8 protein-coding genes are annotated in these 14,003 nt (G+C 46.4%); 1 reads left to right on the forward strand and 7 read right to left on the reverse strand.

Annotated features, from left to right (window positions below):
* Nucleotides 1-25: 25 nt before the first annotated feature.
* From IEW69_RS03080 to IEW69_RS03100, 5 genes are read right to left on the reverse strand one after another with little or no spacing between them, the layout of a single operon-like run.
* Entirely contained in the window at nt 26-1,126 is a 1,101-nt protein-coding gene (locus tag IEW69_RS03080) for a family 16 glycosylhydrolase (protein WP_188625365.1), read from the reverse strand.
* A 27-nt stretch (nt 1,127-1,153) separates the two neighbouring features.
* Entirely contained in the window at nt 1,154-2,437 is a 1,284-nt protein-coding gene (locus IEW69_RS03085) for a glycoside hydrolase family 2 TIM barrel-domain containing protein (RefSeq protein ID WP_188625366.1), read from the reverse strand.
* A 50-nt stretch (nt 2,438-2,487) separates the two neighbouring features.
* Nucleotides 2,488-4,152 carry a RagB/SusD family nutrient uptake outer membrane protein gene (locus IEW69_RS03090; RefSeq protein ID WP_188625367.1) on the reverse strand — a complete coding sequence of 555 codons (1,665 nt, stop codon included), beginning with the start codon at nt 4,150-4,152 and terminating at the stop codon, nt 2,488-2,490.
* Between the two features lie 38 nt (nt 4,153-4,190).
* Entirely contained in the window at nt 4,191-7,247 is a 3,057-nt protein-coding gene (locus tag IEW69_RS03095; RefSeq protein WP_188625368.1) for a SusC/RagA family TonB-linked outer membrane protein, read from the reverse strand.
* A 27-nt stretch (nt 7,248-7,274) separates the two neighbouring features.
* Nucleotides 7,275-8,111, reverse strand: a complete 837-nt coding sequence (locus tag IEW69_RS03100) for a PKD domain-containing protein (protein ID WP_188625369.1) — start codon at nt 8,109-8,111, stop codon at nt 7,275-7,277.
* 170 nt (nt 8,112-8,281) lie between these two features.
* Here IEW69_RS03100 and IEW69_RS03105 point away from each other — a divergent pair, with 170 nt between their 5' ends.
* On the forward strand, nt 8,282-11,179 hold the full coding sequence (locus tag IEW69_RS03105) for a triple tyrosine motif-containing protein (protein ID WP_188625370.1): 2,898 nt from the start codon (nt 8,282-8,284) through the stop codon (nt 11,177-11,179).
* 43 nt (nt 11,180-11,222) lie between these two features.
* On the opposite strand, the gene IEW69_RS03110 is transcribed toward IEW69_RS03105, so the two are convergent.
* Both IEW69_RS03110 and IEW69_RS03115 read right to left on the reverse strand, forming a co-directional pair.
* A complete protein-coding gene (locus tag IEW69_RS03110) occupies nt 11,223-11,990 on the reverse strand; it encodes an MBL fold metallo-hydrolase (RefSeq protein ID WP_188625371.1) in 768 nt (255 codons plus the stop codon).
* Between the two features lie 91 nt (nt 11,991-12,081).
* Nucleotides 12,082-12,897, reverse strand: a complete 816-nt coding sequence (locus IEW69_RS03115; RefSeq protein WP_229663492.1) for an endonuclease/exonuclease/phosphatase family protein — start codon at nt 12,895-12,897, stop codon at nt 12,082-12,084.
* Nucleotides 12,898-14,003: the final 1,106 nt, after the last annotated feature.

Here is a 14,003-nt window from a genome sequence, read left to right on the forward strand (position 1 = left end):
AGGTAAGCCTGCCGGTTCTATTCAACTATTTTTGGAACACCCTCACGTAGTCAACCACCATCTTTTGCGGAAAACTGGTTGCTGCATCGGGGCTGCCCGGCCAGCGGCCACCAACAGCAACGTTAAACAACAGGAAAAATGGTTCCTGAAATTCTTTTCTTGCAGCCGAACTGATCTCCTGGGAATGGAATTCAACATCGTCGACAAACCAGGTGATCTTGCTTTCATCCCAAAGTATGGAGAAGACATGGAACTTATCTGAAAAGTCGCCCTTAGGCAGGGTGTATCCCTTGCTGATGTTCGCGTAAGAACCATTATTATCAAAGTGAATGGTTCCATAAACCGTGTTATCCTTACCAGGACCACCGCCCACAAGTTCCATAATGTCAATTTCACCACTGTAAGGCCATTTAACATCATCTATGTTCGTACCCAGCATCCACAACGCAGGCCAGATCCCCTGACCTTTTGGTAGCTTCGCTCTGATGTCGATCCTACCGTACTTAAAGGATTTATTATACTGTGTCTTAATTCTGGAAGAGGTGTATTGATAGCCACCAAACGCCTCTTTCTGTGCGGTGATGGTTAAGAAGCCATCTTTAACGATTGTATTTTCTTTTTTGTAGTACTGTAACTCTGCATTACCCCAGCCATCAACACCGTTCCCGATTTCAAAGGTCCAGTCGGCTGTATTCAGTGCATCACCAGCAAAATCATCTTTCCAGCTCAGCTTCATTCCCGGATAGCTTTCTGCGCTAACATACCCATCGTTTTTTGTAGCAACCACAACATCCACGTCTTTCGTCGCAACAGCGGAACTGTTGTCAGGGCCATACGCTGTCACCTTGATGGTGTATTTGCCGCTGCTGGCATAAGTTACAGAAGCTTTCCCATCCGTAGAACGAACACCTTCTTCAGTGCTGCTTTGGCCGAAAGTAAAGTAATACCGGTCGGCATTGTTTGCTGTTGCCGTCACCTTCACGGTGCCTGAACCGTCGTTGATCACCTCTACCGCAAGTTGCAGATTAAGCGATGCCGGGGCATTTTCAGCCTTGGAGCATGAAAATGTTAAGCTAAGCAGGCATAACAACAAGAGTTTGGAGGTAGCAGATATAATCGATTTCATAGGATTAGATTTAGGTAGAACTTCTTTTTAGTTTACGTAAAATGGAATGTTGGCGGTTGCCACGTTGTTTTTACCGTCTTTTACATACACGAACAAGCGGTATGCGCCTTTTTGAACAGGTGCCTTAATGCGCACCTTTTTTACGTTTTCAAGCTTTAACGGTACGGTAGCAGGCCTGTCTTCATGATCTCCCCCTTCGCCTACATTTGTCGCTTCCGGAAGTAATTCATAGTGATAGCTTAGCGCGTCGTTATCCGAATCAGCGGCATCAACAATGGCCTCGTAGCTTGCGCCAGATTTCAGTTGAACGCTGGCTTGTGCTTTTTTACCATCAAGGCTAAAAGCAAAGATATGCGGCGCTTTATTGTCCGGGTATTTGCCCGTCCAGAGGTATTGCATCACATCCATCACTTCAGATTCCTCGCCAATTTCGGTGAATAAGCCATACCAGGTTGGCGTTCTTTCCTGCTTTTGCCCCCAAAGGAACACATATGAACCCAGGCAATATTGCGTGTCCCGCTCTACCGAAAAGGTGTACCTGCTTTTGTAAACGGCAGCTTTTTCACTGCTGGTCTCCTCAATAGGTGCTTTCCAGGAGGTTTGAAGGCCTTCCCAGTGACCCGTCGGTCCCCATTCCGTTACCATGTAGGCACCATTCCATCCCGCGGCTTTCACCTGCTCCGGTAATACCGCCAATCCACTGTAGGTGTTTATGGAGAGGAAATCTATTGCCGGTGTATTCGTCTTGATGTAGTCAATTTCCCGTTTGTTGATACCGGCCAGTACCGTACTCGCCGGATGGTTCGGATCTTCCTTATGGATCATCGTTGCGATATCATTTACCGCATCCCATACCTTGGGGTTCTTATAGGATAAATTCAGCTCGTTACCGATACCCCAGGCCAGCAATGCCGGATGATCTTTAAACTTCAGCACATCGGCTTTGATACGCTCAAACTGCTTTTTTACGGCCGCCGGGTCATCATAGTTGAAGCCATGCCTTTCTGGTGTTACACCAAGGCCCATCAATACGGTTAAACCGTTCTTCTGTGCCGAGTCCAGGATCTGCGCCGCATTCTGCGTGCCCCAGGTTCTTATGGAATTACCGCCATAAGCAGCAAGCCGGCTGAAGTAACCGGTGCCGCCACCACCTTTAACAAAGTATGGTTTTCCATCACGCAGCAGCTGATAAGCATCGCCATTCCTGCGGACTTCCACCTTTACCGCCGCCTTTGTTTTCGTTTGCTGAGCCTGCATGCCCATCGGCATTGAAAGTGCAACTGCCGCAAACAATATTTTTCTAAACATCATATCTTAAATATAGGGATAAGCGGGCAGCAAATGCCGCCCGCGAGCGCGTGTTAGTATCCTGGGTTCTGAACCAATTTGTTATTTCTTTCCAGCTCCATTTGTGGAATAGGAAGCAAGTTGTAATGCTCTTTGTAACCTCTGTTTTCAATGTTCTCATCGGTATAAGTGAAGCTACCATCTGCATTTTTCAAGATCTTAACGCGTTTTACAGGCTGATTGAAATAGGTTGAACCCAACTTCCACCGGCGTACATCGAAGAAGCGGTGCTCCTCAAATGCCAACTCTACGCGACGCTCATTTCTGATCTTTTCACGCATCTGACTCTGTCCCATTGCTGTTAAAGCAGGTTGACCCGATCTTGCACGCACCCTGTTGATTGCTGCAAGTACACTGCCGTCAGCACCAGCTACTTCGTTCTGTGCTTCCGCATAGATCAATAAAATCTCTGCAAAACGCATGTAAATCCAGTCGTTGTCGCCACCTTGATATACAGCATCAGCAGAAATATACTTCTCATCAATGAATTTCTTCAAGCCATAACCAGTTTTGGTACGGTCACCATTCGTCGGCTTGTTTGCATTACCACCTTCAAAAGTCTCTACGGTCACACCTTTCCAGCTGGAGCCATTTCTAAGTACAGACTTATCTAAACGGCTGTCGCGGTTCACATAAGGATTATTCTTATTATAGCTGCTGGATGGGTCGGTAATGGATTTACCATCCTTCATTTCGTAGGCATCCACGAAGTTCTGTGTTGCGTGGAAAGCACCCCATGCACCGCCAATTACGGAAGGCGCTTCAATGCTCATGGCCAGCTTCCATGCGGTTTCATGGGTTCTGCCTGGCCTTGCATATTTCTTCGCGAAGATCACCTCTCTGTTGCCGGTTTTATCCATAAACAAACGGTAATAATCTGGATGGGTATCGTAAACACCCAGGTCCATCACCGCTTTAGCAGCGCTGGCAGCATCTGCCCAACGTTTGCTGTCGTTCGCCGTATTGTTCAACGGACTGGCATAGTAAAGCAACATACGTGCTTTTAAGCTCATCGCTGCACCCTTTGTTGCGCGACCAAGTTCCGCGTCCGAATAGCTCAACGGCAAATCCGCTGCTGCTGCATCACATTCCGAAACAATGAACTGCATACATTCATCGTAGCTGCTTCTTGGTACAGACAAATCATCCGACACCATCTGCTCGGTGGTAATCAAAGGAACACCGCCGAAAGCCTTTACAAGTTCTGCATAACCAAATGCACGTAGGAAGCGAGCTTCTGCTTTCAACCTTGCTTTTAGCGCTGCATCGGTTGTTTCTACCGCATCAATTCTGGCCAGCAATGTATTTGCTTTCCGGATAAGCACATAGTTTGCCTGCCACATCTCTATGCCGAAGTTAAAGTTGGTTGGGTTTAAGTCACCAGCCTGAACCAGGTTGACATTCAAAGAAGCATGTGCTTCAATGTCGTCGGTGGCCATGTCTAGTAATCCGAAACCAACGGACCAATCCTGCCCTAAGCCTGCATCTCTGCGGTCGAAACCGCTAAGTAAGCTGGAGTAGATATTGGTTACAAACTGCGAGGTTAAAGTAATATCCTTGAAAACGGCTTCATCAGACACAAAGTTTGTGGGCTTTACGTCTAGTACTTTTTTACAGGAATAGGCTGTTGAGGCAAGAAAAGCGATGCCTAAGACCCATGTTATTTTTTTGGTAATCATGATATGCTGATTTTAGATGAGTAAATGATTATACGGGCTTAAAATTGAACGCTAAGACCGAAGTTGAAGGTTTTCTGCTGCGGGTAGTACCAGCCAATAGCACTTGTATTCTCCGGGTCAACGTTCAGGATGTCGGTTAGCGTAAACAGGTTCTGACCGTTTGCATATACGCGCACGCCGGTAAGTTTCAGTTTCGCCAGGAACTCTGTTTTGAAGGTATAGGCAACTTCTACGTTTTTAAGGCGTAAATACGTTGCATCTTTAAGCCAGAAGCTACTGGTAGCATAGTTGTTTCCGTTGGAGTTTAGTGATAACCTTGGCAAGGATGCATCCGCATTGTCCGGCGTCCAGCGATCCAACCATTCTTCGGTTACACGGCCACCGTTGTAGAACGCCCATGCTGCATTTTGTGTAAGGTACTGCTGTGATCTTGTCGCGCCCTGGAAAAGGAAGCTCGCCTCGAAACCTTTGTAGTTGATACCACCACTGATACCGTAGATGATCTCTGGCAAGGCGCCACCACCAAGGTAAGTAACATCGAAATCATCAATCACACCATCTGGTGTACCGTTCGGACCACTTAAATCTTCGTATTTGATATCGCCTGGTCCGCTGGTCGCAAGGAAAGCTGTTGTTTTTGGTGAATTATTGAAGTCGGCCGCATCTTTGAAAATGCCAATTGCTTTGTAACCGTAATAGCCACCATTCGGACGACCGGTAATTCGCTTGCCTGCAGGTACGTTGATCGCTTCTGCCGCCTCAAGGATCTTGTTTTTGGCATAGGTGAAGTTACCACTCACATAATAAGACAGGTCGTTAGAGATCCGGTTGTTGTGGCTCAATACCACCTCAATACCTTTATTGGTTACCCGGCCAATGTTTTCTGTTGGCAGGTTTGCGCCAAAGGATAGTGGTACAGACAGGCTGCGGTTTGCAAGAATGTCTTTACGATCTTCCTTAAAGTAGGTGAAATCTACGCCAATCAGGTTTTTAAACATTCTGGTTTCAAAGCCCACATCGGTCTTGGTTGAAGTCTCCCAGGTCACATTTGGATTTGCAATGGCGCCCGGAACCAGTCCGTTAGACAAGGTGCCACCAAAAGGATAGTTGTTCGGTACCAGGTCATACCTGTTGTAATATCCGAAGCGACTTGGAATCCTGTCGCTACCCAGTTTACCGTAAGATCCTTTGATCTTCAGGTAATCTACTGCACTTACGCTTTTCATGAAGTCCTCACCGGTTACCAACCAACCCGCAGATACCGCAGGGAAATAGCCGGTACGCTTGTTTGGGGCAAAGTTTTCGGACTCATCGCGTCTTAAACTACCTTGAACAAAATACTTGTTATCGAAATCATAGTTAAGTCGCACCGCAGCACTTCTTAAACCTGTCTTATCTTCATTATCCGAAAGCACCTCGTTTTCTGCAGGACCGAAGTTGATCAGTTCCAATGCAGAACTCTCATAAGAGTTTCTCGACCCAAAGAGGCCGCTGTTCTGATTTTCCTTTTGCAGGATCAGTGCTAAAGCAGAGAAACCGTGTTTACCAAAGCGGTTCTCATAGTTCAACTGGCCCTGGAATTCTAAGCCCTGCGCTTCACCGAAGTTCTTGGATAGCGATGATTTAGATGGTGCAGTGGTGGCATAAGTGCCATCTGCGTTTTTCACATAAAGTGGCACCCAGGTATTCCAGGTCTTGTTATAGGTAAAACTTCTATCGAAAGCCATTACACCTTTTACAGACAAGCCTTTTACACCAGGGATGTCCTGCGTCAATTGGAAGTTGGTTAAGATGTAGTTACCGGAAGTTCTGTTGTAACCACTCTCCGGGCTAACCAGTGCCAGTGGATTCGGGTAAGAACCCGGACTAGCCAAACGTCCATCTTCATATTGACCAAGGAAGATCGGCGGATTACGTAGCGTATGCTCGAATATGCCGCCTGAAGGTGGAGCAGTCTTGTTCTCCAACCTGCCGGATAAATCAACCGAGAAACGGGTGGTATTGGTCACCTGTACATCCAGGTTGGTACGTACGTTATAGCGTTTATAGTTTAGCGACTTATATAGTCCGTCTTCATTCAGGTAACCTAATGAAGTAAAGTATTTGGTTTTCTCTGAACCACCGCTCAGGGAAACATTATGTTGCATTCTTGGTGCTGTTCCACCCAGCACAAGGTCCATCCAGTCTGTATTTGGATAAAGCTCGCGATCGGAACCACTTCTGAAACCATCAAGGCGCTCCTGAGAGAATTCAGGTGCTGCATTCGGGTTGTCATTCAACTTTGCTTCATTAAAAAGTACCGCATACTCATATGAACCCAGGTTCTTAGGCAATCTGGTTACCTGTGATAATCCATAGTTGAAAGTATAACTTGCGGTCAGTTTACCAACTTTACCACGTTTGGTGGTGACCAATACAACACCATTCGCACCTTTAACCCCGAAAATTGCTGCAGAAGAGGCATCTTTCAGGATGTTCACAGATTCGATCTCATTCGGATCCATCTGCGAGAAATCGCGGAAACCACGTACAATACCATCGACTACAAACAGCGGTTCCATGGTGGAGTTACCGAAGGTTGAATTACCCCTGATGTAAATTTGAGCGGCATCAGATCCGGGCTCACCTGCAGGTTGCTTGGTTATCACACCGGCAACACGACCTGCCAGGGTGTTACTTAAATCACCCACCGGACTTTGAAGCATTTCCTTACTGTTGATCGTGCTGATTGATCCGGTAACGCTTGCTTTTCGCTGCGTACCATAACCAACAACCACAACATCGTTCAACACGTTCTCCGTGTCTTCCAGTACTACATTGATGGTTCTGTTCGTTCCAACAACGATCTCCTGTCTGTTGGTACCCACATAACTGAATACCAGCACCGAGCCCTTTTCAGGAATGCTGATGCGGTAATTACCATCTGCATCAGATGATGTAGCGGTTGTTGTGCCTTTTAGCACTACAGATGCACCCGCAATTGCAGTACCTGTCTTGTCTGTGATTTTTCCATTTACCGCGATGTTCTGCGCAACCGCCTGCTGTAAGAAACAGGACGTGATCAGGAAAACAATTATTTGTATAGTTCTTCTCATGTTGTTATCAATTAAATCTTATGAATGTTATTGGGCTATAAACCGGAACTGGTGTACAGTTTCATTTGCTTTACCGCTTCTTAGTACCATTTCCTTGTCTGTGATGGAAATAATCCTGTAGTTATTTGAACTTACATCGGTTACGCCAATGAACATCGTGGGCGGTGCACCTGGAAGGGTAATGCTTGCGATACCTGCACCAGAAACTACTGTTGAGTAGGTAAAGGAAACATTGTTGTAAGAGCGATCTGATCCACAAGCATAGTTCGGCTGCACGTTACCTGCATTGAAGGTTGATCCGTTAGCGTTGTATGTAAGCTTGAAATCGTTGTTCACGAAAGCAAAGGTGTAAACGTCATCCATTTGGCAATCTGCAAGGGAACCACCGCCGAAGTATTCTGCAGGATTGTTCTCCGTACCAACGATTATCGGTGCTGTAGAAGCTGGATCAAGCTTCCAGCCGTGTGCGGTAAGAAGCTTGAATTCCTTGCTGTTTAAGATTGGGGAAAGGTCGTCTTCAGTCACCACAACTTTCTGAGTAGCGATGTCGTAGCCACCATTGCCGTGCGCATAGAGTTTCACGTCGTATTCACCTTTTTTAAGGAAGTAAGCTTCCTTCTGCGCATCGCCAGCAAGCAGGCCTTGTCCATCGCCAAGATCCCACTGATAGCGGTACGCATTTTCAGAGGTGCTTTCTAGTAAAAAGGTGTTGACTTTTCCGGATACCGGGGAAACTTTAAAAGATGCTGTTGCCGCCTGGCCGAGTTCAGCGACATTTTTCTTACAGCCAAGAATTAAAAAGCAGGCCAGAAAAACTGGCAGGTACAGACTCTTGAGCCTGTACGAAGATTTTAGAAAATTCATACTTGTTTACATTTGGTTAAACAGCTACAAATGTATTCACAGCTTCCTGAAAGACACTTTTTAGGGGTACATCAATACTACATCATACCGCCTAAAAACATGTTTAAACGCCGGTTTTATGTACATTCATGAAATCTTGGATGTTTTTGGCTACTTTTATCCAAATTGCTATGCGCGGACCGCTTCTCCTGATCACCATCCTTTTTACCCTGATCTGCAACCTTGCATTTGGACAGAATCCGATCGGTTTGCCGGACATCATCAACTTTGAGAAAACTACTTATGGTGCAGGCACGCAGAACTGGGGCATCCAGCAGGACCGCAACGGCATTTTGTACTTCGCCAATAATGAAGGCCTGCTCACGTTCGACGGCACCTTCTGGAAAACCTACCCCATTGCGAATAAAACCATTGTAAGATCCCTTGTTATTGCGCCGGATCATAAGATCTATGTGGGCGCACAGGGTGACTTCGGCTATTTCTCTCCCGCGGCTAATGGAAAGCTGCAGTACCACAGCCTGCTCGACAAAGTTCCGGCAAAGGATAAGCTTTTTGCCGACATCTGGAATATTGTGGCTAATGATAAGGCGGTGTTTTTCCGTGCGGAAAAGAAGCTTTTCAAGTTGGAAGATGGCGTGATCACCGTTTACAACAGCAACTCCGGATGGCGCTTTATGGGTATGGCAAACAACCAGATCATTGCCCAGGATAAACGTGGATTGCTGAAGTACGAGCAGAACAGCTGGAAACCCTTTCTAGAGCAACCTATCCCTGATGCGTCTGTCGCTACTTCCTTATCAGCCTTTAATGGCGATACTTTGCTGCTCGCCACCTGGCAGCATGGCTTGTACACGATCATCAATAACAAAATCGACAAGCTGGAAGACTACAATACCCAGCAATACAGCAACGATCAGATCTCTGAAGCTTTCAGGCTCAATGCAGATATGCTGGTCGTGGCCACAAATATCAATGGCTGCTACATCGTTAATCGCCAGGGGTCCATTGTCTACAACTTCTCCAGAAAGCTGGGCCTCCAGAATAATGCGGTCCTAAGCATGTTTAAAGACAACCACAACAACATCTGGCTGGGGTTGAACAATGGGATTGACTTCATTGCCAACAACGATGCGATCCGGCACTTAAACCCGGAGATTTTCACTGAGGGTGTGGGCCATAGCTCTGTTCTATATGATCAAGCGCTTTATTTCGGACTATCTGGTGCCGTATTCAGGATGCCCGTTGCTGCTGCCGGGGATTTCAGCCTGCTTCAGAACAGCCTGACCTTTGTAAATCATAGTGAAGGGCAAGCCTGGGGGATGAACATTGTAAATGGCAAGCTGCTGCTCGGGAAACATGAAGGCGCATTTAGCGTGACTGGCGGAGACGCGCTGCAGCACTTTGGGGGTAAAGGCTACTGGAACTTTATACCATACCTTTTGAAAAACGAGCCAGTTGTTTTAGCGGGAAACTATGAGGGTATTGACATCCTTGGCTACAAGGATGGAAGTCTGTCACGCATTGGGAAGATCAAGGGCTTTGATGAATCGGCACGCTTTACGGCGGTAGACAAAGACCAGGTGATCTGGACTTCCCATCCCTATCAGGGCGTCTACAAAATCAAGCTCAACAATACGGAGACGCCGGAAATTAAGCTTTATACAAAGGCAGACAACCTGCCTTCTACGTACAACAACCACGTTTACAAGATCAAAGGTCGCATTGTCATCACAACAGAACGTGGCGTTTACGAGTACAATGCTAGGACCGACAAGTTTGAAGCTTCGAAGCTATTTGGTAAGTTGTTCGACGGCTTGTACATCCGCTACCTGAAAGAAGATAAGGAAGGCAACATTTGGTTTGTGCAGGAAAAGAATCTGGGTGTATGTGATTTTTCCGGGGGGAAGATGAAGCTTATTTACATCCCTGAATTGAATGGAAAGCTGGTTAGTGGGTTTGAACACATCAACCCCATCAATAAGAACAACATCATCGTGGGTGCGCAGAAGGGCTTTTACCACATCAATTATGAGAAGTACCTGCAGGGGTTAAATGATCCGCAAATCCGGATCAATGTGGTAAAAGCGATCGGCAAGTCGGATAGTTTGCTCTTCGCAGGGTATCATGCGGAGGTGAATGATGTTAAAATTCAGCAGCAGGTACCAAGCATCGGCTACAACTGGAACTCCTTCCATTTCGAGTTTACTGCAGTATTGCCACAGAACCAGGCGAACCTTGAATACAGCTATTTCCTTGAAGGCTTCGACACGCAATGGTCGGCCTACAGCAAGAAAACGGAAAAGGATTACACGAACCTGCCGCATGGCAGTTACACTTTCCGCGTTAAAGCGAAAAATAACTTCGGACAGGAATCTGCCGCAGCGGTTTACCAGTTTGTAATTCTTCCACCCTGGTATCAAACCATATTTGCATACCTGGCTTATTCGATGCTGGTGCTTTGCCTCTTGTTTTTGATCTACAAGCGCCAGCAACGCAAGTTCCGTAAGCAGCGCGAGGCTTTTGAAAAGGAACAGGAACGGATGCGCTATCTACATCAGCTGGAAATCGATAAGTCGGAACAGGAGATCATCAAGCTTAAAAACGAAAGACTGATTAGTGAGATTGAAATCAAGAATACGGCGCTGGCATCTACATCCATGCATCTGGTGCAGAAGGAGGAACTGCTGACCAAGATTAAGCACGATCTAAGCAAGCTGAACACGAATATTCCTTCAGATGAGAACCTTTACAACCTGAGGAAGATCATCAGGCTGCTTTCCTCGGAGGAGAAATCCGGAGAAGGTTGGGAACAGTTCTCTATTTACTTCAATAAAGTACATGCGAACTTCCTGGAAGACCTTAAATCTGTTTACGGCAACATTACTTCGAACGATATGAAACTCGCGGCATACCTCAAGCTGGGGCTTTCTACCAAGGAAATTGCGGAGCTCATGAAGATCTCGCCAAGAGGCGTAGAGATCAGTAGGTACCGGTTAAGGAAGAAGCTGCAAATTCCAGCAGAAGTAAGCCTATTCGATTTCTTGTCGGATTTTAAAGTTGAGCAGTAATAGGTTATTTCTTGCAGGATTTTTGCCTGGCTTAATTGCAGGTTTACTTACCAGGGTACCACTGCAGAAGTTTTACTTCTATGCTTTTGTCGCCGTCGTTTACAAGTTTTTTGAAGGCTTCTACATCTTGTCCGCGGTAGTGGTATGGATACACAACTTTAGGTTTGAAAGCTAGCACACCTGAAGCCGCTCCATTTACGTCCATGGTGTATGGAAGGTTCATGCATACAAAAGCAAGGTCGATGTTCTTCATAGCGCGCATGTCTGGGGTATCGGCGGTATCACCGGAGATGTACACCCTTTTGCCTCCAATTTCCAGGATGTATCCGTTACCCCTGCCTTTCGGGTGGAACTTGGCGTTTTCCGCATCGGGCATGTTGTACATCGGTACGGCATGGATGGTTACGCCTGCTTGGGTAGTTTTTGCACCATTGCTAAGCACCACAAGTTTCTTCTTATTGATTGTGGCAGGCAAGGAATCCGCTACCGCTTGCGGCACCACAAGCACGGCATCTGATTTATTAATTGCTGCAATGGTTTTCTTGTCGAAGTGGTCGCCATGGATATCTGTAACCAGGATTACGTGCGGTGTTCCAAGTCCAGTGAAGGCTTCAGCACCGCCCGTTGGGTCCACGTAGATGTTTTTGTTTTGGTAGTTCAGGACCAGGGTCGCATGCGTTATGGGCTGAATGGTCAGCTCGCCGCCTTTAACGTTCACACGTTCCGGGATTGGCAGCGTTGGTTGCTGGTCCTGGGCATATAGATTGGCTGTAGTGAGCATTAATGCTGCGAGTGCAATTTTCAGTTTCATGGTGATCTGGTTTTATAGTTAAACGCTATTTGAGATGGTTTGTTTGGGGTGTGTAGCCATGACCAGCATTAGCCGGATTTTGAGCGCTAATCTAGTTCAATTTAAACACGGATACGATCGGCAGGTGGTCTGATGCATAGCGCTCCGGGATGATTTGGTGACTTACAACCTCAAAAGCGCTGCCTATGCGGTAAGCGATGAAATCAATGGTTTTGGTTGGATTGATCACCGGGATGGTAAACGCACAATCCTGGCAGGTTCGGGTAAACTGTTCATCAAACTGTTTGATGACGGCACTTTCAGGCGTGGCGTTAAGGTCACCGGCAATGATTAAAGGTAATTGCTCCTGCTGTGCGATTTTATTGATCTCCGCGATTTGAAGAAGCCTGTTCATATCGCTCTGCTGTGCATCCAGGTGCGTGCTTGCGAAGCGGATTTTCTTACCTCCGGGCAGATTGACTTGTACGGTCGCCAGTACCCTGGGTTCTCCTTTTGTGCCTTCTTTTGTTGGCAGTCTATGGATCTGCTGTTCCGAGATCGGATATTTCGAGAGTATAGCGACGCCGTATTCGCCACCGTCATGATCTATTGCTTTGGCGAAAAACAAACCTTTCATGCCTAGTTTCATGGCCAGCATGCTGGCTTCGTTGATCTTTCCGGAGCGTTGGGTGTTTACATCTACTTCTTGGAGGGCCACCAGATCTGGTTTCTGATCCGCGATGGTTTTGGCGATGGCATCCAGGTCTATTTTCCCGGGCACAGATGGCGGGTTTGCATGGTGAATGTTATAGGACATCACTTTGAGCGTGCCAACAGCTGGAGTATCTGTTTTATAGACCCTCTCTGAACAGCTAAGCATTAGCATCATGCTGCTTAGAATGAGGAATTGCCTGAATAATCTTTTCATTTCTGCGCTTGTTTTACCTTGAAGATCGCTGGTTCTAATTTAAGATATACAAGGCTTGTTTCAAATTTCAAAGTTCCTGGTGGTCAATGTGTCTAATTTCTATGATTATGGGCTTCTGCAGAAATCCACCCGAATGCAAGGAAAAGTGGGCATTGTTAGCAGGTTAACCCGGGATTAATCCGGCCTGGCACTAGGGTGCAAGCGGCCTACGGCCGGATTGACCCCGGACAGACCCCGCATGGAGGCCGTATTGACACCGCGTTGATTACCTACCTGCTCCCTATTTGGTGGTTCAATTTTCCGTCAATTTTACATTTCTGAAAAGATGTTATGGCGCTCTACGGTTTCCCGTAAAAACCTGCCTGGGGATTGCTATACATTTGTTCAACAGCTGATGAGGCTGCTATTAAATTCAGGCACTAATTAAAAGATATAATAAGCGGAATGGCCGTACCGGCCAAAAGCGACAGACACAAAGCAGATCAAATAGCATTCAGGCGGAAATGATTACTGGGAAGCTGGGGATTATGGAAGTCTAACTTAAAGGAGAAGATGTCGAACGACATTTTGGGGAGTTTAGAATGGTTTGGAGTGCGTTGCTCTCAGGGAAATGTGGGGATTGTATTTGGTTCGGTTTTAAAATCGGGCTGGAACAGTCCTCCGTTTTCAATTTATAATAAGGTCACAAAACAGCAGCGTGCCTGATTACCCTTCCAGAAAAACCCCCTAGCCAAGCAAAAACTTCAGGGACTTACCAGGATTAGTTGTTATCGGAATATGCGTAGTATTATGTTCAAGGGGTAATATGTGCTCCTGGTTTTGTACACTCCTGGTTTCACTTTCAATTTTCTTTAGTCATAATGAGAGCACTTGGCTACATGCTTTATCAAAAGCAGCGGTTGTCTATTTATATTGGTTCAATGGCGTAAGCAATTACCAAATAGATCTCAAACGAAAGGATGGAGTGTGGGGAGTAGCAAAAAGGCCCGAAGACGCATGTAAATCGATGCTATCAGCGGGACCTTCAGCCGGCTGCCAAATGGATCAGATACAATTTTACAAGAACGGTACGCTCCGGGGAATCAGTCAGGAATACAGGATTTGGT

This window comes from Pedobacter quisquiliarum (assembly GCF_014642175.1).
GTDB lineage: Bacteria > Bacteroidota > Bacteroidia > Sphingobacteriales > Sphingobacteriaceae > Pedobacter > Pedobacter quisquiliarum.

Excerpts from the sequence above, each read along its gene's own strand:
- IEW69_RS03095 (WP_188625368.1), bottom strand. The coding sequence starts at position 7,247 with ATGAGAAGAACTATACAAATAATTGTTTTCCTGATCACGTCCTGTTTC.
- IEW69_RS03085 (WP_188625366.1), bottom strand. The coding sequence starts at position 2,437 with ATGATGTTTAGAAAAATATTGTTTGCGGCAGTTGCACTTTCAATGCCG.
- IEW69_RS03100 (WP_188625369.1), bottom strand. The coding sequence starts at position 8,111 with ATGAATTTTCTAAAATCTTCGTACAGGCTCAAGAGTCTGTACCTGCCA.
- IEW69_RS03090 (WP_188625367.1), bottom strand. The coding sequence starts at position 4,152 with ATGATTACCAAAAAAATAACATGGGTCTTAGGCATCGCTTTTCTTGCC.
- IEW69_RS03115 (WP_229663492.1), bottom strand. The coding sequence starts at position 12,897 with ATGAAAAGATTATTCAGGCAATTCCTCATTCTAAGCAGCATGATGCTA.
- IEW69_RS03110 (WP_188625371.1), bottom strand. The coding sequence starts at position 11,990 with ATGAAACTGAAAATTGCACTCGCAGCATTAATGCTCACTACAGCCAAT.
- IEW69_RS03105 (WP_188625370.1), top strand. The coding sequence starts at position 8,282 with ATGCGCGGACCGCTTCTCCTGATCACCATCCTTTTTACCCTGATCTGC.
- IEW69_RS03080 (WP_188625365.1), bottom strand. The coding sequence starts at position 1,126 with ATGAAATCGATTATATCTGCTACCTCCAAACTCTTGTTGTTATGCCTG.